The organism is Rhizobium halophilum, from assembly GCF_021648825.1.
Lineage (GTDB): Bacteria > Pseudomonadota > Alphaproteobacteria > Rhizobiales > Rhizobiaceae > Neorhizobium > Neorhizobium halophilum.
The window spans coordinates 515,477-536,126 of record NZ_JAKJHS010000002.1 but is presented as its reverse complement, the minus strand read 5'-3'; the positions used below and the strand labels follow the sequence as shown (position 1 = coordinate 536,126).

Annotated in this window: 22 protein-coding genes; 13 read left to right on the top strand and 9 right to left on the bottom strand. The window is 60.3% G+C overall.

Translation table 11 applies throughout. The annotated features are described in order from the left end of the window. The first annotated feature begins 303 nt into the window (after nt 1-303). Complete coding sequence (locus LXM96_RS07120; protein WP_239997675.1) at nt 304-1,158, top strand: GGDEF domain-containing protein; 855 nt, start codon at nt 304-306, stop codon at nt 1,156-1,158. A 38-nt stretch (nt 1,159-1,196) separates the two neighbouring features. Here the strand turns inward: LXM96_RS07120 and LXM96_RS07115 are convergent, their stop codons facing one another. Further along, nucleotides 1,197-1,874 carry an alpha/beta hydrolase gene (locus LXM96_RS07115; protein WP_239997674.1) on the bottom strand — a complete coding sequence of 226 codons (678 nt, stop codon included), beginning with the start codon at nt 1,872-1,874 and terminating at the stop codon, nt 1,197-1,199. 224 nt (nt 1,875-2,098) lie between these two features. On the opposite strand from LXM96_RS07115, the gene LXM96_RS07110 reads away from it, so the two are divergent. The 7 genes from LXM96_RS07110 (at nt 2,099) to sufA (ending at nt 9,093) form a co-directional block, all read left to right on the top strand. Beyond that, nucleotides 2,099-3,265: a cysteine desulfurase family protein gene (locus tag LXM96_RS07110; RefSeq protein WP_239997673.1), complete on the top strand. Its 1,167-nt coding sequence runs from the start codon at nt 2,099-2,101 to the stop codon at nt 3,263-3,265. 142 nt (nt 3,266-3,407) lie between these two features. Then, nucleotides 3,408-4,877: a Fe-S cluster assembly protein SufB gene (gene sufB, locus LXM96_RS07105; RefSeq protein WP_239997672.1), complete on the top strand. Its 1,470-nt coding sequence runs from the start codon at nt 3,408-3,410 to the stop codon at nt 4,875-4,877. A gap of 62 nt (nt 4,878-4,939) precedes the next feature. Next, nucleotides 4,940-5,695 carry a Fe-S cluster assembly ATPase SufC gene (gene sufC / locus LXM96_RS07100; protein WP_239997671.1) on the top strand — a complete coding sequence of 252 codons (756 nt, stop codon included), beginning with the start codon at nt 4,940-4,942 and terminating at the stop codon, nt 5,693-5,695. Between the two features lie 20 nt (nt 5,696-5,715). After that, nucleotides 5,716-6,990 (top strand): Fe-S cluster assembly protein SufD, encoded by a 1,275-nt coding sequence (gene sufD / locus LXM96_RS07095; protein ID WP_239997670.1) that lies wholly within the window; start codon nt 5,716-5,718, stop codon nt 6,988-6,990. A gap of 1 nt (nt 6,991) precedes the next feature. Further along, nucleotides 6,992-8,233: a cysteine desulfurase gene (locus tag LXM96_RS07090; RefSeq protein WP_239997669.1), complete on the top strand. Its 1,242-nt coding sequence runs from the start codon at nt 6,992-6,994 to the stop codon at nt 8,231-8,233. A gap of 10 nt (nt 8,234-8,243) precedes the next feature. Continuing rightward, on the top strand, nt 8,244-8,624 hold the full coding sequence (locus tag LXM96_RS07085; protein ID WP_239997668.1) for an SUF system Fe-S cluster assembly protein: 381 nt from the start codon (nt 8,244-8,246) through the stop codon (nt 8,622-8,624). A gap of 76 nt (nt 8,625-8,700) precedes the next feature. Further along, entirely contained in the window at nt 8,701-9,093 is a 393-nt protein-coding gene (gene sufA / locus LXM96_RS07080) for a Fe-S cluster assembly scaffold SufA (protein WP_239997667.1), read from the top strand. A gap of 55 nt (nt 9,094-9,148) precedes the next feature. Here the strand turns inward: sufA and LXM96_RS07075 are convergent, their stop codons facing one another. From LXM96_RS07075 to LXM96_RS07065, 3 genes are read right to left on the bottom strand one after another with little or no spacing between them, the layout of a single operon-like run. After that, nucleotides 9,149-10,351: an ABC transporter permease gene (locus LXM96_RS07075; RefSeq protein WP_239997666.1), complete on the bottom strand. Its 1,203-nt coding sequence runs from the start codon at nt 10,349-10,351 to the stop codon at nt 9,149-9,151. Next, the gene (locus LXM96_RS07070; protein ID WP_239997665.1) at nt 10,332-11,057 is read right to left on the bottom strand and encodes an ABC transporter ATP-binding protein; all 726 of its coding nucleotides are present in this window, start codon (nt 11,055-11,057) and stop codon (nt 10,332-10,334) included. Before LXM96_RS07070 ends, LXM96_RS07075 begins: the two co-directional genes overlap by 20 nt. A 7-nt stretch (nt 11,058-11,064) precedes the next feature. Next, nucleotides 11,065-12,330 (bottom strand): efflux RND transporter periplasmic adaptor subunit, encoded by a 1,266-nt coding sequence (locus tag LXM96_RS07065; RefSeq protein ID WP_239997664.1) that lies wholly within the window; start codon nt 12,328-12,330, stop codon nt 11,065-11,067. 268 nt (nt 12,331-12,598) lie between these two features. Here LXM96_RS07065 and LXM96_RS07060 point away from each other — a divergent pair, with 268 nt between their 5' ends. Beyond that, the gene (locus LXM96_RS07060; RefSeq protein ID WP_239997807.1) at nt 12,599-12,901 is read left to right on the top strand and encodes a hypothetical protein; all 303 of its coding nucleotides are present in this window, start codon (nt 12,599-12,601) and stop codon (nt 12,899-12,901) included. 63 nt (nt 12,902-12,964) lie between these two features. Beyond that, the gene (locus LXM96_RS07055) at nt 12,965-13,225 is read left to right on the top strand and encodes a DUF2171 domain-containing protein (RefSeq protein WP_239997663.1); all 261 of its coding nucleotides are present in this window, start codon (nt 12,965-12,967) and stop codon (nt 13,223-13,225) included. A gap of 29 nt (nt 13,226-13,254) precedes the next feature. Here the strand turns inward: LXM96_RS07055 and LXM96_RS07050 are convergent, their stop codons facing one another. The 5 genes from LXM96_RS07050 to LXM96_RS07035 all read right to left on the bottom strand — a co-directional run bounded on the left by LXM96_RS07050 (nt 13,255) and on the right by LXM96_RS07035 (nt 16,087). Beyond that, the gene (locus LXM96_RS07050) at nt 13,255-13,467 is read right to left on the bottom strand and encodes a hypothetical protein (RefSeq protein WP_239997662.1); all 213 of its coding nucleotides are present in this window, start codon (nt 13,465-13,467) and stop codon (nt 13,255-13,257) included. A 63-nt stretch (nt 13,468-13,530) separates the two neighbouring features. After that, nucleotides 13,531-13,656 (bottom strand): hypothetical protein, encoded by a 126-nt coding sequence (locus tag LXM96_RS21585; RefSeq protein ID WP_262913537.1) that lies wholly within the window; start codon nt 13,654-13,656, stop codon nt 13,531-13,533. A 110-nt stretch (nt 13,657-13,766) separates the two neighbouring features. Then, nucleotides 13,767-14,795, bottom strand: a complete 1,029-nt coding sequence (locus LXM96_RS07045; RefSeq protein ID WP_239997661.1) for a Gfo/Idh/MocA family protein — start codon at nt 14,793-14,795, stop codon at nt 13,767-13,769. Then, entirely contained in the window at nt 14,795-15,781 is a 987-nt protein-coding gene (locus tag LXM96_RS07040; protein ID WP_239997660.1) for an MDR/zinc-dependent alcohol dehydrogenase-like family protein, read from the bottom strand. Before LXM96_RS07040 ends, LXM96_RS07045 begins: the two co-directional genes overlap by 1 nt. A gap of 15 nt (nt 15,782-15,796) precedes the next feature. Further along, a complete protein-coding gene (locus LXM96_RS07035; RefSeq protein WP_239997659.1) occupies nt 15,797-16,087 on the bottom strand; it encodes a hypothetical protein in 291 nt (96 codons plus the stop codon). Nucleotides 16,088-16,394: 307 nt separating this feature from the next. Between LXM96_RS07035 and LXM96_RS07030 the strand changes: the two genes are divergently transcribed. From LXM96_RS07030 to LXM96_RS07020, 3 genes are read left to right on the top strand one after another with little or no spacing between them, the layout of a single operon-like run. Continuing rightward, nucleotides 16,395-17,501 (top strand): NAD-dependent epimerase/dehydratase family protein, encoded by a 1,107-nt coding sequence (locus tag LXM96_RS07030; RefSeq protein ID WP_239997806.1) that lies wholly within the window; start codon nt 16,395-16,397, stop codon nt 17,499-17,501. Then, entirely contained in the window at nt 17,498-19,540 is a 2,043-nt protein-coding gene (locus LXM96_RS07025) for an NAD-dependent epimerase/dehydratase family protein (protein ID WP_239997658.1), read from the top strand. Before LXM96_RS07030 ends, LXM96_RS07025 begins: the two co-directional genes overlap by 4 nt. 35 nt (nt 19,541-19,575) lie before the next feature. Next, entirely contained in the window at nt 19,576-20,649 is a 1,074-nt protein-coding gene (locus LXM96_RS07020) for a glycosyltransferase family 4 protein (protein WP_394801912.1), read from the top strand. Nucleotide 20,650: the final 1 nt, after the last annotated feature.

The following is a 20,650-nucleotide window of genomic DNA, read 5'->3' as shown; positions in this document are numbered from 1 at the left end:
CTGGGCATGAACTTTGTCATCGCGCTTGCTTTCTGCGTGGTGTTCTTTGCCGTGTCCACGCGAAGCAGGTCGACAGATGCGGTTAGATGGATGGGGGCAGGATTTGCGGTCGCCGCCGTCTCCAGGGTTTTCGAACTTACCGTAGCGCACACTCAATGGGTACAGTCTTCTGCAGTCGGTTCTTTCGCCACCGCGCTTGGCGGCTTGGTGCTGCTGAGGATTGGCATCTCCTACCTTTACGGTGAGAGCATTAGGCTCATCAACCAGACACTCTTCGTCCTATTCTGGGTGACGGTCTATCTCTTGATCTACGACGCGCCCAGAGACACCGCATTGCATGCTGTCTCCTATCAGGCCCCTTTTGCGATCCTTGCCTTTAGCGGCGTTCGGACCGTGCTGCAGAGCAAGCGACGACTGCCCATTGATATTACCCTTGCCGGGCTGTTGTTTCTTACCGGCCTCCACTTCATCAGCAAAGCGTACCTCGCCGTCACCTTAGGTGCAGGTATGACGGCGAAGGATTTCGTTCACACCAGTTACGCAATCATTTCCCAAAGTGCCGCTGGCATCATGATCGTAACGGTAGGGTTGACGCTACTGGCGATGCTCGTACTCGAGATCATGGCGGAAGAGCGCAGCAAATCGGAGACCGACCCGTTGTCCGGCCTTCTCAACCGGCGCGGATTCGAAGAGCAATCGATGAAGTTGGTGGAGCGCAGCCCGATGGAACGGCACGCGCTCATCATGTGCGATCTCGATCACTTCAAGAGTATCAACGATACCCATGGGCATCATTGTGGAGATCGAGTCATTGAGACATTCGGCAAACTGTTGGCGGAAAACGCGCCTGACAACGCCATTGTCGCGCGTCTTGGGGGCGAGGAGTTCGCCGTCTTCCTTCCGTGGACCAATGTCGAAGCGGCAATGTCCTTCGCGGCTGCGCTTCGAACGGCAATGTCATCGCACGCTTTTGCCGGGTTGCCGCCAGAGTTCCGGGCAACCTCCAGTTTCGGCGTCAGTGCCTGGAGTAGCAAGATGACGCTGCAGCAAAATCTGCAACAGGCTGACCTTGCTCTTTATGAAGCCAAGAGGGCGGGGCGCGACTGCGTGAAATGCACGACGTCGGAGCATCCAGAAAAGTTTGTTGCCGCTCAATAGAGCGGCGACGATGCTTGCCACGCTTGAGTAGCCGCTTGTCAGCGGATTCGCTTGGCCGCTGGCTCCGGAACCAATTCGCCTTCCAGGCGACGATCCAGATAGTCTTCACATTCGGCCATCAGTTTGTCGGTCTGGCCATTGAAGAAGTGGTTTGCTCCTTCAATCGTGCGATGGGTGATCAGGATACCCTTCTGCGTCTTCAGCTTTTCGACCAGTCCAATTACATCCTTTTCCGGCGCGACCCTGTCTGCGTTGCCGTGAATGATAAGGCCGGAGGACGGGCAGGGGGCAAGGAAGGAGAAGTCGTAGGTGTTCGGCTGCGGCGCGATCGACATAAAGCCTTCAATCTCGGGACGGCGCATCAGAAGCTGCATGCCGATCCAAGCGCCGAAGGAATAACCGGCGACCCAGCAGCTCTTCGAGTCCGGATGTAGGCTCTGCACCCAGTCGAGCGCCGAGGCGGCATCGGAAAGCTCTCCGGCGCCGTGGTCGAACTCGCCCTGGCTGCGACCGATGCCGCGGAAATTGAAGCGGAGCGTGGTGAAGCCGCGCTTCTGGAACATGTAAAAGAGTTGGTAGACGATCTGATTGTTCATCGTGCCACCGAACTGCGGATGCGGATGCAGGATGATGGCGATCGGCGCACTCTTTTCCTTCGAGGGCTGATAACGTCCTTCCAGTCGGCCGGCGGGGCCGTTGAAGATGACTTCGGGCATTGGTACTCCGGTCATATGTTCTGGTCGTGCACCGAGCGCCAAGTCAGACTTGACGAAGCTGGTCAGCTTTTCTAAAGCTCAGTTTAGAACCATTCGAAACTTTTGGGGCCGCCAAGGCCCGGCTGACGTCATAAGGCAAGGTCGTTCGCTATTTCAAGGAAAATGCGGCTGCTTGGGCACTGCATGCAACTGACCGGTATCTAGGAAGGAAAGCAGGTCGGACAATGGCATTGGCTCGCGTCTACATGGACTGGAATGCAACGGCGCCGCTCTCCGATGCTGCGCGCGTGGCGATGCTCCATGCATTGACTATTCCTGGCAATGCATCTTCTGTCCATTCAGAAGGGCGCGCGGCTCGTGCTCTAACGGAGAAGGCGCGCCGGCAGGTCGCTGCACTCGTCGGTGCCGATCCTGTGCATCTTGTTTTCACGAGTGGCGCCACCGAGGCTGCCAGCCATGTGCTGACGCCAAACTTCCGAATGGGACGCTCGCTCCTGACGATCGGGCGGCTCTATGTATCGGCCATTGAGCATCCGGCCGTCAGGGAAGGCGGACGCTTTCCCGCTGAGCAGGTGACGGAGGTTCCGGTCACGCGGGCCGGCGTGATCGATCTTCAGGCGCTTGAGTCGGTACTGGCGGCTCATGACCAGGCATCCGGAATCGCCATGGTGGCCCTGATGCTGGTCAACAACGAGACCGGTATCGTGCAGCCGGTGGCCGAGGCCGCACGGGTGGTGCACCAGCATGGCGGGATTCTCGTGGTCGACGCCGTTCAGGCGGCAGGGCGCATGCAGATTGATATCGCCGCACTCGATGCAGATTTCATCATCCTGTCATCGCACAAGATCGGGGGACCCAAGGGCGTTGGGGCCTTGGTTGGGCGGGGGGAGGCGCTGATGCCATCGCCGCTGGTTCGGGGCGGAGGGCAGGAGAAAGGTCACCGGTCGGGGACAGAGAATGTCCATGGGATCATCGGGTTCGGCGCGGCCGCTGAATTCGCGCTTGAAGCGCTGGTACAGCACCGAGCGCAAGTATCGGGGTTGCGGGACGAGCTAGAGGCTGGCCTCCTGGAGGCCGCATCCGATGTCATTATCCACGGGCGAGACGTCGAACGTGTTGGCAACACCTGCTTTTTCACCCTGCCGGGCTTGAAGTCAGAGACGGGGCAGATTGCTTTTGATTTGGAAGGGATTGCTCTGTCCGCAGGGTCTGCCTGTTCCTCCGGAAAGGTCGGCCGCAGCCATGTGCTGACGGCCATGGGCCTTGATCCGGAGATGGGCGGTCTCAGAATCTCGATGGGTCCTGCAACCAGCCGCCAAGATGTGGCAGCCGTGGTGTCGGCATTCAAGAAGATTTCCGACCGGCGTCGCCCGGCTGGAGAGGCTGCCTAGCAGCAAGAAACTTGCGGAAAGGCAACTTTCCGCTTGCCGGGAGGTGTGAAACGCGCCTTTTGGCCATTACATAGGGGCGGAACTTCCCGTCCGAATAAAAGAGGTGCCGGCTCGACTGCCGGCTGACAGTTGGAGAACGCGCATGCCTGCCGTCCAGGAGACAATCGATCAGGTCCGTGGGATCGACATCGATCAGTACAAATACGGCTTCGAAACCTTCATCGAAGTGGACAAGGCCCCGAAGGGGCTCTCGGAAGACATCATCCGCTTCATCTCGGCAAAAAAACAGGAGCCGGAATGGATGCTGGAATGGCGCCTCGACGCCTATCGCCGATGGCTGACGATGGAAGAGCCGACCTGGGCACGGGTTGATTATCCGAAGATCGACTTCAACGACATCTATTACTACGCGGCACCCAAGAACTTGACTGGCCCGACCTCGCTGGAGGAGGTCGATCCGGAACTTCTGCGTACATATGAGAAGCTGGGCATTCCGCTGCGCGAGCAGGAAATCCTTGCTGGCGTAACGAGCTCCAAAGTTGCCGTCGATGCGGTCTTCGACTCCGTTTCGGTCGTAACCACCTTCCGGAAGGAACTGGAGAAGGCCGGCGTGATCTTCATGTCGATCTCCGAGGCCATCCGCGAACATCCTGACCTTATCAAGAAATATCTCGGCTCGGTCGTTCCGACCACAGACAACTATTACGCCACGCTGAATGCAGCCGTGTTCACCGATGGTTCCTTTGTCTTCGTTCCGAAGGGCGTTCGTTGCCCGATGGAGCTTTCGACCTATTTCCGTATCAATGAGAAGAACACCGGCCAGTTCGAGCGCACGCTGATCATCGTCGAAGAGGGCGGATACGTGTCCTATCTCGAGGGGTGCACGGCGCCGCAGCGCGATGAGAATCAGTTGCATGCGGCTGTCGTCGAACTCGTTGCGCTCGACGACGCAGAAATCAAATATTCGACGGTGCAGAACTGGTTCCCAGGCGATGCCCAAGGCAAGGGCGGCATTTACAACTTCGTTACCAAGCGCGGCGATTGCCGCGGAGCGCGCTCCAAGATTTCGTGGACGCAGGTCGAGACCGGTTCCGCGATCACCTGGAAGTATCCGAGCTGCATCCTGCGCGGCGACGACAGCCGCGGCGAGTTCTACTCCATCGCCGTCTCGAACGGTCATCAGCAGATCGATTCCGGTACCAAGATGATCCACCTCGGCAAGAACACGTCGAGCCGCATCATCTCCAAGGGCATTTCGGCGGGCAAGTCGCAAAATACCTATCGCGGCCAAGTCTCGATCCACCGCCGGGCTGAAAATGCCCGCAACTTCACGAACTGCGACTCGCTTCTCATTGGCGACAAGTGCGGCGCGCATACTGTTCCTTACATCGAGGTGAAGAACGCGTCGGGCCAGGTGGAGCACGAGGCGACGACGTCGAAGATTTCCGATGACCAGAAGTTTTACGTTATGCAGCGCGGGATTCCGGAAGAGGAAGCGATCGCGTTGATCGTCAACGGCTTCGTCAAGGATGTCATCCAGGAACTGCCGATGGAGTTCGCGGTCGAGGCGCAGAAGCTGATCGGCATTTCGCTCGAAGGTTCCGTCGGCTAACGCCACCAGTTCATAATTTGCGTGCGCTGCACGCAACGATGTTTGTCCGGAAGGATTTGTAAATGCTTGAGATCAAGAACCTGCACGCCCGCATCGCCGAAGACGGCACCGAGATCATCCGTGGCTTGAACCTGACGGTAAAGCCGGGTGAGGTTGCCGCCATTATGGGCCCGAACGGCTCCGGCAAATCGACGCTGTCCTACATCCTGTCGGGTCGCGAAGACTACGAGGTGACTGAGGGCGACATCCTCTACAACGGCGAGAGCATTCTCGAACTCGACCCGGCGGAGCGTGCCTCCAAGGGCATTTTCCTGGCGTTCCAGTATCCGGTCGAAATCCCGGGCGTGGCGACCATGCAGTTCCTCAAGGTCGCGATGAACGAGCAGCGCAAGGCGCGCGGTGAGGAAGAGCTGACGACGCCGGACTTCATGCGCCGGGTCAAGGAAGCAGCGGGCGAGCTGAAGATCGATCCCGCCATGCTGCGCCGGCCGTTGAATGTCGGCTTCTCGGGTGGCGAGAAGAAGCGTGCCGAGATCCTGCAGATGGCGCTACTCGAACCAAAACTGTGCATTCTCGACGAGACCGACTCTGGCCTTGATATCGATGCCCTGAAGATCGTCGCGGATGGCGTCAATGCACTGAGGTCGCCGGACCGCGCCGTCATCGTCATCACCCATTACCAGCGCCTGCTGGAATACATCGTGCCGGACACGGTCCATGTTCTCTACAAGGGCCAGGTGATCCGCTCCGGCACCAAGGACCTCGCGCTGGAACTCGAAGCCAATGGCTACACGGACATCATCGGGGAAGCAGCCTGAGCCCCGGGAAGGATGTAGACATGAACATTCAGACGACCAACCGCCTGACCGCCGCCGAAACGGCATTGATCGAGAGCTATATGAGTCAAGTCGGGGAATTGCCCGGCGACGGCTCCGTCGCCGCGCTGCGCGACCGCCTCCTTGACGACCTGAAAAAGTCGGGCTTGCCGACCCGTCGTGTGGAGTCCTGGCACTACACCGACCTCAAGACCCTTCTTCGATCGGTCCCCACATCGTCTCCAGCACCGACGGCAACGCAGGTTGATGCCCTGATTGACGGAGCACACGTTCTTCCAGTGCTTCAGGGGCAGGCGCAGGCTGCTATCGTGGTCGAGGGCGTGGACGTTACAGCCTTCTCGGCGAGCTTGACTGACGGTACGGCCGCGGCGGAATTGATGGCCCTCGACAAGGATGACGCGATCGGCAAGATCAACGGCAGCTTCGCCCGCGACGGCTACCGGCTGGCCATCCCGGCCGGCATCTCGGTGGAAACGCCCATCGAGCTTCAGGCCGTGCATGGGGCGGGGCAGGTCCACGCCCGCTTCCCCGTCTCCGTCGGCGCTGGCGCCAGGGCCACGGTGATAGAACGTCATCGCTCGGCCACGGGTGAGGCAGCGTTCATATCGAGCATAAGCGAGATTGTTCTTGAGGACCGGGCCGACATGGTTTGGGTAATCCTGCAGGAGCAAGGTGCCGAAGACACTCATCTCGGCCAGATCCGCGTACGCCTCGGGGCCGAATCGAAGCTGAAGCTCTTCGTTGTGAACGCGGGAGGGAAGTTGGTTCGCCAGGAACTGCGGATTAATGTCGAGGGCGAGGGAAGTGAACTGACGCTTCGCGGTGTAAACCTGCTTGGTCAAGAAACGCACACGGACGTCACTCTGGTGCTCGGCCATAATGTCCCCCACACCAATTCGACGGAGATCATCCGCAACGTCGTCTTCGACCGGGCCAAGGGCGTCTTCCAGGGGATGATCCGCGTGGCGCCGGATGCCCAGAAGACAGATGCCAAGATGGCCTGCAACACGCTTCTCCTCACGGATGACGGCGAGTTTTCCGTCAAGCCGGAACTGGAGATCTTTGCCGACGACGTGATCTGCGGCCACGGTGCAACGGTTACGGATATCGACAAGAACCACCTCTACTATCTGCGCTCGCGCGGTATCCCGGAGAACGTGGCACGAGCCATGCTGGTCAATGCCTTCGTTGCCGAGATTGTCGAGGAACTCGAAGATGAGAAGCTGGTCGAGGCGCTGGAAGGCGTCATCTCGGCCTGGCTGGAAAAGCACGCCTAGGATGGACCAGATCACACCAGCGACCGGATACGACGTTGAAGCCATTCGGCGGGATTTCCCGATCCTGTCGAAGGAGGTCTATGGCAAGCCGCTGGTGTATCTGGACAACGGCGCCTCGGCACAAAAGCCGCAGGCGGTGATTGACGCCATCTCGCACGCCTACGCGAACGAGTATGCCAACGTTCATCGCGGCCTGCACTTCCTGTCGAACGCCGCAACGGACGCCTATGAGGGGGCGCGCGAAAAGGTGCGTCGTTTCCTGAATGCACCTTCGGTCGACGAGATCGTCTTCACCAAATCCTCCACCGAGGCAATCAATACGGTCGCCTATGGCTGGGGCATGCCGAAGATCGGGCATGATGACGAGATCGTCATCACGGTCATGGAGCACCACTCCAACATCGTGCCCTGGCACTTCATTCGCGAGAGGCAGGGCGCCAAACTGGTCTGGGTGCCGGTGGATGACGAGGGTGCGTTTCATATGGAGGACTTCGAGAAGTCCCTGACGGAAAAGACAAAGCTTGTCGCTGTCACGCACATGTCGAACGCATTGGGCACGGTGGTTCCCGTCAAGGAGGTCTGCCGGATCGCGCATGAGCGCGGCATCCCCGTGCTTATCGATGGCAGCCAGGGTGCGGTACACATGCCGGTGGACGTCCAGGACATCGACTGCGACTGGTACGTCATGACCGGCCACAAGCTCTACGGCCCGTCCGGTATCGGCGTGCTCTACGGCAAGAAGGAACGGCTGCAGGAGATGCGCCCGTTCCAGGGTGGCGGCGAGATGATCGTCGACGTCAGCGAGGACGAGGTCACCTACAACGATCCGCCGCATCGCTTCGAAGCGGGAACGCCGCCGATTGTCCAGGCGATCGGGCTGGGCTATGCGCTCGACTATATCGACACGATCGGTCGTGACGCGATCGCGGCGCATGAAGCCGATCTCGCCGCCTATGCAACCGAACAATTGCAGGCGATCAATTCGCTGCGGATCATCGGCAATGCCCCTGGCAAGGGAGCGATCTTCTCGTTCGAGCTTGCCGGCATCCACGCGCATGACGTGTCGATGGTGATCGATCGACGCGGCTTGGCCGTCCGGGCCGGCACGCACTGTGCCATGCCACTCTTGAAGCGCTTCGGTGTAACCTCCACATGCCGGGCATCGTTCGGCATGTACAACACACGTGCCGAAGTCGATGCGCTGGTGGATGCGCTCGATTATGCTCGTACCTTCTTTTCCTGAGGAATTTGCCATGGCCGTGGAAGACAGCGAACTGAAATGGGATGCCCGTGAAGGCATCGTCCAATCGGCCATCCCGCAGGAGGAAGTGGCGCGGCTTTCGGACGACATCATCGCGGCCCTGAAAACCGTCTACGACCCGGAAATCCCCGCCGACATCTTTGAGCTCGGCCTTATCTACAAGGTCGACATCGAAGACGATCGGATGGTCAAGATCGTCATGACCCTGACCGCCCCGGGCTGCCCCGTGGCTGGTGAGATGCCGGGCTGGGTGGAAAATGCGGTCGGCGCCGTCGAGGGCGTGTCGGGGGTCGAGGTCGAAATGACGTTTGATCCGCCTTGGACGCCGGAGCGGATGTCTGAAGAGGCACAGGTCGCCGTCGGCTGGTATTGATCCGGTAACCGGCGGGACTTACATTTCATCCAACAACACCGGTCCTTGAAGCCGGCTGTAGAAGGAGAGGAAGCCAATGGGCTTTGCAGTGATGACCATGACCGATGCGGCGGCTGAGCGCGTCAAGGCGATCGTCGACAAGTCGGGTCCGGACGCCAAGGGCGTACGCGTTGGCATCAAGAAGGGCGGCTGCGCGGGCATGGAGTACACGATCGACCTGGTCACGGAGCCCGACGCCAAAGACGACCTGATCGAGCATGCAGGTGCGCAGGTGTGGGTTGAGCCGTCCGCGGTTCTCTATCTGCTCGGCACGCAGATGGACTTCGAAACATCCAAGATGCGGTCCGGCTTCATCTTCGTGAACCCCAACCAGACTTCTGCCTGCGGCTGTGGCGAGTCGGTGGAACTGAAGCCGGCGGATCTGGCGGCATTGGCGAAGGAGCGCCAGGCACAGTCGCACGCCGGCTGAATTTCATGCCAATGATTTGATAAAGGGGCTCCATAGCCCCTTTTTTTGTTGCTCGCTACTCGTGACGGAGGGCATCAATCGGGCTCATTTGCGCAGCACGGCGCGCCGGAAAGTAGCCGAAAACGACGCCTATCGCCGCTGAGAAGGCAAAGGCGACAAGGATGATGGTTGGGCTGGTAACGAAGGGGACGTTCAGCAGCCCGACGACACCATAGGCGAGGGCAAGGCCTGTGAGGATGCCGGCGACGCCGCCAAACACCGACAGCATCACCGCCTCCACCAGGAACTGCGTCAGTACCTGTTTCTCCAGCGCCCCGATGGCCAACCGGATCCCGATCTCACGCGTACGCTCGGTAACCGAGACGAGCATGATGTTCATGATGCCGATCCCGCCAACCAGAAGACTGACCGCTGCCACCGCACCAAGCAACCCCGTCAGCAGAGTCGTGGTCCCCGTCATCGCCGCCGCCATCTGCGACATGTCGGCAACCGCGAAATCATCCTCGCGGCCGATGCCGATCCGGCGCCGTTCGCGTAACAGGCTTTCGACGTCCGACTGCACCTTCGCCGTCGACACGCCGTCCTGTGCCGACAAGATGATGCTGGAGATCGTGGTGGTGCCGCCGATCCGCCGCTGGTGCAATTTGAGCGGCATGATCACAGTGTCGTCTTGATCGTCCCCCATGCCGGACTGACCCTTGGCTTCCAGTAACCCCACGATGGGGCAGGCGATGTTGCTGACGCGAATGGGTTGACCTACCGGATCGACGGCACCGAAAAGCTCGCGACGTACGGTTTCACCGATGATACAGGCCGCCTGGCCACGCTCCTCGCCAGGCAGAAAGCTGCGGCCCGAAGCGAGGTCCCAGTCCTGCCCGATCAGGTAATCATTCGTTGTGCCGATGACGCTGGACGTGCGGTTCTCGCCACCGGCGATCACGGTGGCGCTGCCGCGGTTTACAGGCGCAACCGCGCGCAGCCCCGAAACCTGGTCCCGAATGGCTGCGATATCGCCGTACTCAAATCGTTTCGCTTCGGTACCCGCGCGCCCGGGACCCCATTGGCCAGGCCGCACGAAGAGCGTATTCGTGCCAAGCCGCGACAGCTCCGCCTGCACCTGCGCAGTGGTCCCATTGCCCACCGTCACCATCGCGATCACCGCTGCCACTCCGATGACCACTCCGAGTACCGTGAGAAATGAGCGAAGCAGGTTTCGGCTGATGGCGCGCCAGGCAAGCTTAACGGTCTCGAAGAACATCGCCCGCCTCTCGTGCCTGGATCTCGTCGCTTGCCAGCCGTCCATCAACGAAGCGCAAGAGGCGCTTGCCGTAGGCGGCTATGTCTTCCTCGTGGGTGACCATGATGACCGTGATGCCGCGCTCCCGGTTGAGCTGGGAGATAAGGTCCATGATCTCCCGGCTCGTCGTTGTGTCGAGGTTACCGGTGGGCTCGTCTGCAAGTAGCACCGCAGGGTCTGTCACGATTGCGCGCGCGATCGCAACACGCTGTTGCTGGCCACCGGAAAGTTCCTGCGTGGTGTGGCGCTCGCGTCCTTTCAACCCGACCTGCTCCAGAGCTCTCTGCGCAAGCAGGCGTCGCTCCCGTGCCGGCACGCCACGGTAGACAAGCGGGAGTTCGACGTTCTCCACCGCCGAGGTCCTGGACAGGAGATTGAAACCCTGGAAGACAAAGCCAAGCATATGGCGCCGAAGGAGCGTAAGCTGCGCGCGGGTGAAGGTCGCGGTTGCGATGCCCTGGACGAGGTAGTCGCCGGAGGACGGTATGTCCAATCCGCCGATGATGTTCATCGCGGTTGACTTCCCGGAGCCGGACGGCCCCATAATCGCGACAAACTCTCCTGCCGAGATGGACAGGTCGACCTGGTCGAGCGCCCGAATGGTCGCTTCGCCGCGCCCGTAGGATTTCGACACCCCTCTAAGCTCGATGAAAGCGTGATCCTTCATCACAACCTCAGCCGCTGCGGGCGATTGCGTCGGTGACAACGAGATCGCCCTCTTCTATCTCGCCCGAACGGACCACTGTGGATTGGCCGTCGGAGGGTCCAGCCTCCACATCCACCTGCTGAGGCGCTCCATTGCGCAGAACCCAGACGCTGCGGTCGCTGCCATTGCCAGCCGACTGGCGGTCACCTGCCCGGCGCGGCGGACGAAACAGGCGCGTCAGGATGCTGCCGCTGCTACGCCTGGCGGACGCGGGCGGCTCGTACCGCAGGGCAGCGTTCGGCACGAGCAGCGCATCCTCTACGGACTGAACAGTGATGTCGGCGGTGGCCGTCATACCCGGGCGCAACAGCAGGTCGTCGTTCTCGACTGACAGGATAGCCTTATACGTCACCACGTTGGAGACGGTTTCAGAGGCATAGCGTATCGTCTGGATCTCCGCCGGAAAATCCTGATCAGGATAGGCGTCGACGGAGAACTTCGCCTCCTGGCCTTCCCGAACCTGACCGACATCGGCCTCATCCACTGCCACCTGCAACTCCATCTGCCGCAGATCGCCTGCTATGGTGAACAGCACTGGCGCGTTCAAGGACGAAGCGACCGTCTGGCCCGGCTCTACGTCTCGCGTGAGGATCACTCCATCGATCGGCGAGATGATCTTGGACTTGCCCAAACTGACTTCCGCAAGCCGCAGGCTCGCCTCTGCGGATTGAACCGAGGCCTCGCTCACGGCTTTTGCTGCCACGGCAGCCTGGTGCGCGAAGCGCGCCGCATCGAGGTCTTGCTGGCTGGTGATATTCCTTTCAGCGAGGCCTGTCAGGCGATCGAACGTCAGCTTCGTAGAAGCGACATCCGTTTCCGCTTTCAGGAGATTTGCACGGGTAGAAGCGAGCTGTGCCCGTGCGTTCTCGACGTCTGCCTGCAGCTTGTTCGTATCGAGTTCCGCAAGTACGTCGCCCGATTTAACCAAGGAATTATAGGTGACGTGGACGGTGCGGATCGTACCAGAGAGCTCGCTCGAGATGTCCACCTGATCGGTCGGCTGCACAGACCCTGTCGCCGTGACGATGACTTGAAGATTGCCGCGTTCTATTGGTCGCGTTGTATAGGTGTAGGAGGGACCACTTTCGCGGATGTAGACGTAACCGCCAATCCCACCACCCACCAGCAGAACCAAGGCGAGCACCCAAGAGAGCCTCCGAGCCCTAGGCTTGCGGCCTTGGCTGGCCAGGATTGCAGCCAGATCCGGAACGGGAGCGGCTTTATTTCTTTCCATGACGTTTTTGGCCTCCAACGTGATGTCCTCTGCTGCCGCCAGCGGCAATAGTTCCGTTGGGAGGGGTCTGTGCGCCGTATCAGATGGCAGCCTGTTCTTCAGATGGCACGCCGGGGCGCCCATACCAACTTAAAGTTCTGTAAGGTCGCCCTAATCAGGAACAGAGGCGATTGCCGATGCCTCTCATCCTGATAAGGATGGCGTGCTCAATTCTGAGCCGGGGAACATGTCATTGACCAAGTATCTTCCACTCGCCTTCGCCGCTCTGATGGCAGTTGTCGCGTCCGCCACGCCCTCTCACGCGGAGGATCTGGTGTTTACTTTGACTAACTCCACCAGTTCCACTCTTGAGCGGTTTTATACCTCGCCCGTTGGAGTGGACGCGTGGGAGGAGGACGTTCTGGGCCAAGACGTGCTTGAGCCGGGCGAGAGGGTTGAGATTACGATCGCCGACGGACGCTCCGTCTGCGATTACGATTTGCGCTTTGAGTTTTCCGCTGATTCGGATCTCGACACGACCGAGGATACGCAGGATCTCTGCGAGCTTGGCTCCTACGAAATCCACGAGTAACCGGAACACATGGCCTGCCGATACGGTTCTCCTTCTGATGCGTCAACAGAAGAGGAGCTGGACATGGTCGATGCAGGCCTTATCAAAGAACACGCGAAGGTCATAGGTGCGGACGGAGCGCGTGTTGGCATTGTCGATCGGGTAGACGGGAACCGCATAAAGCTGACCAAGGATGATAGCGGCGAGGGGAGCCACCGGGGTCATCACCACTTCATTCCGCTAAGCCTTGTGGCGGATATCGAGGGAGACACCGTCCGCTTGAGCGCCAACGGCGATGTAGCGGTCACCTTCGAGGAAGAAGAAGGCGGTGGCGCGGCCCATTAATAAGAATGCCCCGCTTTTGCGGGGCATTCTTATTCGACGCGCGCCTCGGTCTGCTCGGGAGCCGGCACACCGAAGCGTTCCTGTCGAAACGCCACGTCCTCGGACAAGCCCGCGAGGCGGGCAGTCTTGTCTATCCCTGCGATGGTGACGGAGGGCTCGATGCTTGTCGGCCACAGGAAAACTGCGGCAACATAAACCACCATTGCGAGCGCGAACGTCTGGATGATTTGCTTATGGCTCATGTCTGGTTCCTCTTTTGAAAGAACGACGGCCGACATCTTTCGTTCCGGCGGAAGATCCCGGACTTAGTTTTGAGCGGACATTTCCATCGGTGAGGCCATGATATCGGATTCGCCGATCGACCTGTCGACATACTTGAAAGCCAGGATGCTCAGCACAGACGCCAGCATGACAACGAATATGATACGCATGCGAAACTCCTTAGGGGCTCACAACCTTCCGTTGGCGAAGAAGTTCCGCCGCCGCGAGATAGCGCAGTTGAGCGTTGCCGCGATGCATCAGGTGGTGCAAGATCTGCCGCTCATGCTGCTCCATATATGCGGTCAATCAAATCGGAAGTGGTGACATACTCGCGGCAGGCGGCGTCAAATTTCGCGCCGGCGGTCAACTTTTGGGCCCAGTCCACGGCTGCACGTCCCCCCCATTCCTCAGGAGGCTCCACCAGAAGTTCCCGAGACGTGCCCCGGAAGCGCTCGGTGGCGAAGTCGTAGAATGAGCCGTTGACGTTGCGCATCTCCGCACCGCCGCCCGTCCCATAGAAGCTGGCGCCGATGATGGCGTCGCAGCCGGCCTGCAGCCGCCACGAGCAGGTGAGGCGAACCACCGTGCCGTTTGCGAGCTCGATCGTCGCCGTCGCGAAATCTTCGACGTGGTCTGTCGTGCCGGAAATGCGCTGGCCCTGGTGGAACAGCTGAGACGTCACCCTGTCGACACGCGGAAAATCCAGTGCCCAAAGAGCGAGGTCGGCGAGATGGATACCGAGGTCCATGACGCAACCGCCTCCAGACTGCGACTTGTCGTAGAACCAGTCCTTGTCCGGGCCGTAGGCATTGTGAAATACAAGGTCTACGGCATGCACATGGCCGAGCTCCCCATTCTGAAGCAAGCTGCGGACGTGCTGCATCCCTTTCGTGTAGCGGTAAGACAGGTCGACCCCCAGCAAGCGGTCGGCCTTCTCTGCAGCGGTGACGGCGGCTGCAACCTCACCGGCATCGCGGCCAAGAGGTTTCTGGCAGAAGACGGCGACACCGGCGTCTAAGGCCTGAATGGACTGTGCGGCGTGCTGCGCGCTCGGCGTGGCGATCACAATACCGTCCAAATCGTGGCGGAGCAGGTCTTCGAGGGAAGAGGCGACCGCGGCTTGCGGTGCCAACTTCCTTGCCTCCTGCGACACTTCTGGTGACGCGTCGGCAAGAACAACGGCCTCTCCTGCGCCGGACGCAAGAATCGCTTCCATGCGGTGGCGACCGATCCAGCCTACACCTAAAAATCCGAGGCGGGCAGGCTTGGCGGTTGCCGACAGCGTGCGGTCTAGAACAATCTCGTTCATCAGTAGGTCACCAGTGCCTTGAGAAAACCATCGGGACGGTCTCGGGTGGTGTTCAGCGCGTCGTCCAGCTGCTCCAGCGGGAAGCGATTGGTATAGAGCGAAGAGGGGTTTAGCTGACCACTGGCAACAGCTTCGACCGCCTCGCGCATGCCGCGGATATATTCGGCGGGATCCCGCTCATGGGCATTGATTACGTCGAGGCCCCGCCAGTTCCACAGCTGCATATTGACTTGTCGAGCGCCGTCCTGATGGTAGCCGGCGACGACCAGCCGACCGCGCTCCTTCGTCAATTCCGCCGCGAGATCGAGCGGCCACTGCTTGCCGACCGCTTCGATGACGCAGTCGCACATCTTCTCATCGGTCAAGCGCTTTACGTCCTGGATGATCTGCCAGTGATCTTCCATCGGGATGCATTCGGCTGCACCCATGCGGCGCGCGACATCCAGCGAAAACGGACGGCGGGAAATGGCGATCACCCGCGCACCGGCAGCGGTTGCAAGCTGGGTCAGCAGCGCGCCGAGGAACCCAATTCCAATGATGGCGACCGTCTGCCCGGCCTGAATGTTGCTTCGGTGGAAAATGTTCATCGCGCAGCCGAGGGGTTCGCCCGGGAACGGCATCCCATCAAGTTCGGCGGGAAGGGCGACGACTTTATCTGCGTCGGCGATGTCATGTGTCGCATAGGCATGGAAGGAGAGGGCTGCGACCCGATCGCCCACTTTCAGACCTTCGACACCCTCGCCCACCTCGTCAATGTGCCCCCAGCCTTCGTGGCCAAGCCCACCGGGCTCGGTGGGGAACTGCATCCATTCCGGTCCGGCCCATGGCGTCAGGTTTGACGCGCACACGCCGCAGCCTTCAAGCTTGATCCTGACCTGACCCTGACCGGGTTGCGGCAGCGGCCTTGCTTCGGTTACCATCGCCCCCGGTCCGGTGATGATGGCAGCCTTCATGAGGCTGGTGTCGGTCATGGTCATTACATTCATCTTCGCGTGTCTCCCTCAAGTGCGCAGGCGGCCACGCCTCTGCAGCAGGCGCAGCATCAGGGGCTCAACGCCTGGCGGGCAGAGGAGTTCCGGAAGAAGATGAAGAAGATGAAGCTCAACGGCTTTTTCTCGTTTCGTCTCTTCCAGGACCGCTCCAGGCCGCATGCTGGGCTGCCTCCCCAGCTCGTCCGGCTCGACCACAAGCCGATCTGCAGACCAGGATCTGCCGCGATTGTCCTCCTCAACAATGATGTAGTTTGGGCTGAGCAGCGCCGCGTCCAGGCAGATGGAGCCTATGCCGACCATGCTACCATGCTGAACGCCACCCACGGCTACGGATCAATTACCAAAGAGACCGTTGGAAACGGGCGGAGCCGCCCTATCGTTAACCTGAACACAGCCTTGTCGTCGGCTGGAGGTGACCCCATCGCCAAGCGGGGCTTACTCCCTACCGCCCCGAAACGTTCATGCGGTTCAACGGGTTCCTGGCCCGGCCGGGCGCCGACCGTTGATGAAGACATTGATGACAAAGATGTTCCTGAAGAAGGAACCTTTCGCCGGCGCAGGGGTTCACATCGCAAATCGCAATTTTGTTCCAGACAAGAGTGATCACATGTCGACAATTCTAGTAACGGGCGGGTGCGGGTTCATCGGACGCCACGTGGCCGAGGAACTTCTCGCCGCCGGCTACCAGGTGCGCATCCTCGATGCGATGATCGAGCAGGTCCATGCTGACGCGGAAGCCGACGTTCCGGAACAGGCAGAGGTCATCCGTGCCGACGTTCGTGACAAGGATGCCGTGTCGCAGGCACTGCAGGACGTTGATGGCGTGATCCATCTCGCAGCCGAGGTCGGGGTGGGGCAGTCGATGTACGAGATCGCTCGCTATGTCGGCGGGAATGATCTGGGAACTGCCGTCTTGTTGGAAGCCATGATTGGTCTTCCGATCCGCCGAATCGTCGTCGCATCATCAATGAGCGTCTATGGCGAAGGCCTCTACGCGACCGAAAGCGGCGATACGCTGGGCTTCGTCCGCAGGAAGGGCGAGCAGGTGCGTCAAGGGCGCTGGGAACCGCAGGGCCCAAAGGGGGAGAGGCTGACGCCGATCGCTACGGACGAGAACAAGCCGGTCGATCTGGCTTCTATTTATGCCCTGACGAAATACGCACAGGAGAAGCAGGTTCTGATCTTCGGCGAAGCTTACAATGTGGAGGCTGTCGCCCTTCGGCTGTTCAACGTGTTCGGGGCAGGGCAGGCCCTTTCCAACCCCTATACCGGGGTACTAGCGAACTTCGCCTCCCGCCTTGCAAACGGGCAGCCACCGACGATTTTCGAAGACGGCCAGCAGCGCCGAGACTTTGTGCACGTCCGTGATGTCGCTCGTGCATTCCGGCTGGCCCTGGAACAACCCAGTGTGAACGGCCACGTCATCAATGTCGGCAGTGGGCAGGCCTATACCGTCGAAGAGGTGGCAACGCTTCTCGCGGAAGCGATGGATGTGCCGGAAATCAAGCCGGAAATCATGAACAAGGCGCGCCTGGGCGACATCCGCAACTGCTTCGCCGACATCTCTAAGGCGCGAGACCTTCTTGGTTTCGAGCCGCAATACAAGCTGGAAAATTCGCTGGGCCCGTTTGTGGAATGGGTTCGAGGGACGCAGGCGATCGACCGCGGTGCCGAGATGCGGCGCCAGTTGGAAGAAAGAGGGCTGGTAGCATGAACAGATCCGGCACTTCGACCAGCACCAGCCTTGGGTCGAAGCAGTTCGGCTTTGTCGAATGGTTTCGTCCAGGAGATTACAAGCGGACGGAGGAGGTTCTGCCTCGCCTTCTTGCGTCTGGTGCTTCCTATCTCAGGACCCATCTGTCGTGGGCGGAATATCTGGCGCCCGGCGGCGAGGAATGGTTTGACTGGCTAATCCCGCAGCTGGGCGCGCAAATCGACCTGCTGCCCTGTGTCCACTACACCCCACCATCCTTGTCACGAACTGGGCGTGCTTCCGGACCGCCCAAGGACTTGAAGTCTTACGCGGACTTCATTGATCATGTGCTGACGCGCTACGGCAAGCACTTCCGCCACATCGAACTGTGGAACGAGCCCAACAATCTTCTTGACTGGGACTGGCGCGAAGACAGCGATTTTCAGTTGTTTTGCGAGATGGTGGGCGGCGCGGCTTATTGGGCGCAGCAGCGCGGCTTCAAGCCCGTCCTCGGCGGCCCTTGCCCGTTTGATCCCTACTGGTTGAACCTGATGGGAGAGCGCGGCGTACTGGCAGTGGTCGATGCTGTCGGGTTCCACGGCTTCCCCGGCACCTGGGACAGCGAGGAGGGCAGTTGGGGCGGTTGGGACATGCATCTGGGAGAGATGCGCCGCATCCTCGACCGCTACAACGCCAAGAGTGAAATCTGGGTGACGGAAACCGGATATTCGACTTGGCGCAAGGATGAGATGGAGCAGGTTCGTCGCTTCGCGAAGACGCTGGAAGTGCCCGCGGACCGTCTCTACTGGTATGCCTGGGCCGACGTGCCGCCGAATGTTGCGGTTCAGGAAGGTCTTTGGTTCGACCCGCGCCATTATCACCTGGGGGCTGAAACCCATGACGGCCAACCGAAACTTCTCGCCCGTCTGCTGACGGAGGGCGGCGTCGATCGTGTTCGGGAGGTGACGCAGTTCCCGTCCCCTCGCATCGCCAATGGTGCCGCTCCGATCGTCATTACGGGGGGCAGCGGCTTCATTGGTTCCAACCTCGCGGACAGCTTCCTCAACGAGGGTGCCGACGTTGTCGTTCTCGACAATCTGGGACGTCCGGGCGTGGACCAGAACCTTACCTGGCTCAGGGAACGTCATGGTGATCGGGTGCATCCTTATCTTGCGGACATCCGCGACATGCGTGGAATTGAGTCAGCCTTCACCGATGCGAAAGCAGTTTTCCATCTGGCGGCGCAAACAGCAGTAACGACCAGCCTCGTACATCCGATCGATGACTTCGAGGCCAATGCCCGCGGCACGATCAACGTGCTGGAGGCTGTTCGCAAAGCCGCGAAGCCCGCGCCTGTGATCTTTGCCAGCACCAATAAGGTCTACGGCGCCCTGGAAGACATCGAGATGCTGGAGCTTGACGACCGCTACATCCCGGCGGACGAAGCAATTCGCGCACATGGCATCGATGAGCAGAGGCCGCTGTCATTCTGCACGCCATATGGCTGCTCCAAAGGCGTCGCTGATCAATATGTTTTGGATTATGCGAAGACCTTCGGAATTCCGAGTGCAGTCCTGCGGATGAGCTGCATTTACGGACCACGGCAATTCGGGACCGAGGACCAGGGTTGGGTGGCGCACTTCCTGATCCGTGCTTTGGCCGGCGATGCCATCTCCGTCTACGGCGATGGCAAACAAGTCCGTGATATCCTTCATGTTGACGATGCGGTGGCTGCCTACCGTGCCGTCCTCGGATCTATCGAGCAGGTGAAGGGGAGCGTCTACAACCTTGGCGGCGGCCCCCATAACTCCGTCAGTATCCTTGGCGTCCTGCGGGAAATCGAGAAGCTCACGGGACAAGCGGTGCAGTCCTCCTTCGGCCCTTGGCGGGCCGGTGACCAGTATTTCTTCGTCGCCGACACGCGAAAGCTGGAGCGCGATCTCGGTTGGCAGGCGAGGGTGCGCTGGCGCAGCGGGATGCGTCACTTGGCTGAATGGCTTGTAGAACACCGCTTCGGCGGAGGTCCCATTCTCAGCGAACCGGCGAGGATCCCGGCGTGACGCAGTTGCCCTCTCTGAACGGCATGCGGCTGCTCATGACGCTTGATGCGATCGGCGGGGTCTGGCGCTACGCCATGGACCTTGCCTCCGGTCTTCGGCAACTCGGGGTGGAGACGTTATTCGTCTGCCTCGGCCCAGCGCCTTCTCCTGACAAGGTCGAAGAAGCCGACCGAATTGGCCGTCTCGTCCAGCTCGATGCAGCTCTGGATTGGCTGGCGGTTGACCGCGAAGAACTCGCGAAGATCCCGAGGTTGATCGCGGAACTCGGTGCTCGCGAAGGAGTAGACCTGATTCACCTAAATCTGCCTTCCCAGGCTGCGGGCATAACTTCAGATCTTCCAGTCGTCACGGTTTCCCATTCGTGCGTCGTGACGTGGTTTGCAGCGGTCCGCAAGGCTCCCGTTCCGGATGAATGGCGGTGGCAGCAGGAGCTGAACCGTGCAGGATTCGACCGATCGGATGTCGTTGTGTCGCCGAGTGCAAGTCATGCGGCTATGCTCGATGCCGCTTACGGAACCGTTCCCCAACTGCGGGTTGTTTACAACGGGAGCCGGCTCGAGAATGTGCTCGCTGAAAAGCGGGACCTCGTCTTTGCCGCCGGACGCTGGTGGGACGACGGGAAGAACGGCTTTGTCCTTGACCAGGCAGCAGCGGCAATTGACTGGCCACTGACAATGGCAGGTTCCGATACCGGACCGAATGGTCAGCATCTCCCGATCAGGCACGCAGTGCATCGGGGCGAACTAACCCACGAGCAAACCGTCTCGCTGATGCGGGAAGCCAAGATCGTCGTCTCTCCATCGATCTACGAACCGTTCGGCCTCGCGCCGTTGGAGGCCGCGCGCGCCGGTGCGGCGCTCGTACTCTCGGACATCCCGACGTACCGCGAGATATGGGCCGACTGCGCGTGCTTCTTTGACCCCAATGATCCCCAGGCGCTTGCTGCTGCCGTCAACCAGCTGGCCGAGGATGGCGACCTCCGGGCAAGGCTCGCTGTAAAGGCATACGACCGTTCGCTCGACTTCACGATCGATGCACAAACTCAGGCGATGGCCAGGATCTACGCCGATCTGTGCACGCAACGCAAAACACTGACTGCCGCGGAGTAGA

What these genes read in the sequence shown, in the direction of transcription:
- LXM96_RS07115 (WP_239997674.1), bottom strand. Translation starts at nt 1,874, where the DNA reads ATGCCCGAAGTCATCTTCAACGGCCCCGCCGGCCGACTGGAAGGACGT.
- LXM96_RS07110 (WP_239997673.1), top strand. Translation starts at nt 2,099, where the DNA reads ATGGCATTGGCTCGCGTCTACATGGACTGGAATGCAACGGCGCCGCTC.
- sufB (WP_239997672.1), top strand. Translation starts at nt 3,408, where the DNA reads ATGCCTGCCGTCCAGGAGACAATCGATCAGGTCCGTGGGATCGACATC.
- sufC (WP_239997671.1), top strand. Translation starts at nt 4,940, where the DNA reads ATGCTTGAGATCAAGAACCTGCACGCCCGCATCGCCGAAGACGGCACC.
- sufD (WP_239997670.1), top strand. Translation starts at nt 5,716, where the DNA reads ATGAACATTCAGACGACCAACCGCCTGACCGCCGCCGAAACGGCATTG.
- LXM96_RS07090 (WP_239997669.1), top strand. Translation starts at nt 6,992, where the DNA reads ATGGACCAGATCACACCAGCGACCGGATACGACGTTGAAGCCATTCGG.
- LXM96_RS07085 (WP_239997668.1), top strand. Translation starts at nt 8,244, where the DNA reads ATGGCCGTGGAAGACAGCGAACTGAAATGGGATGCCCGTGAAGGCATC.
- sufA (WP_239997667.1), top strand. Translation starts at nt 8,701, where the DNA reads ATGGGCTTTGCAGTGATGACCATGACCGATGCGGCGGCTGAGCGCGTC.
- LXM96_RS07075 (WP_239997666.1), bottom strand. Translation starts at nt 10,351, where the DNA reads ATGTTCTTCGAGACCGTTAAGCTTGCCTGGCGCGCCATCAGCCGAAAC.
- LXM96_RS07070 (WP_239997665.1), bottom strand. Translation starts at nt 11,057, where the DNA reads ATGAAGGATCACGCTTTCATCGAGCTTAGAGGGGTGTCGAAATCCTAC.
- LXM96_RS07065 (WP_239997664.1), bottom strand. Translation starts at nt 12,330, where the DNA reads ATGGAAAGAAATAAAGCCGCTCCCGTTCCGGATCTGGCTGCAATCCTG.
- LXM96_RS07060 (WP_239997807.1), top strand. Translation starts at nt 12,599, where the DNA reads ATGGCAGTTGTCGCGTCCGCCACGCCCTCTCACGCGGAGGATCTGGTG.
- LXM96_RS07055 (WP_239997663.1), top strand. Translation starts at nt 12,965, where the DNA reads ATGGTCGATGCAGGCCTTATCAAAGAACACGCGAAGGTCATAGGTGCG.
- LXM96_RS07050 (WP_239997662.1), bottom strand. Translation starts at nt 13,467, where the DNA reads ATGAGCCATAAGCAAATCATCCAGACGTTCGCGCTCGCAATGGTGGTT.
- LXM96_RS21585 (WP_262913537.1), bottom strand. Translation starts at nt 13,656, where the DNA reads ATGCGTATCATATTCGTTGTCATGCTGGCGTCTGTGCTGAGCATCCTG.
- LXM96_RS07045 (WP_239997661.1), bottom strand. Translation starts at nt 14,795, where the DNA reads ATGAACGAGATTGTTCTAGACCGCACGCTGTCGGCAACCGCCAAGCCT.
- LXM96_RS07040 (WP_239997660.1), bottom strand. Translation starts at nt 15,781, where the DNA reads ATGAATGTAATGACCATGACCGACACCAGCCTCATGAAGGCTGCCATC.
- LXM96_RS07035 (WP_239997659.1), bottom strand. Translation starts at nt 16,087, where the DNA reads ATGGTCGGCATAGGCTCCATCTGCCTGGACGCGGCGCTGCTCAGCCCA.
- LXM96_RS07030 (WP_239997806.1), top strand. Translation starts at nt 16,395, where the DNA reads ATGTCGACAATTCTAGTAACGGGCGGGTGCGGGTTCATCGGACGCCAC.
- LXM96_RS07025 (WP_239997658.1), top strand. Translation starts at nt 17,498, where the DNA reads ATGAACAGATCCGGCACTTCGACCAGCACCAGCCTTGGGTCGAAGCAG.
- LXM96_RS07020 (WP_394801912.1), top strand. Translation starts at nt 19,576, where the DNA reads ATGACGCTTGATGCGATCGGCGGGGTCTGGCGCTACGCCATGGACCTT.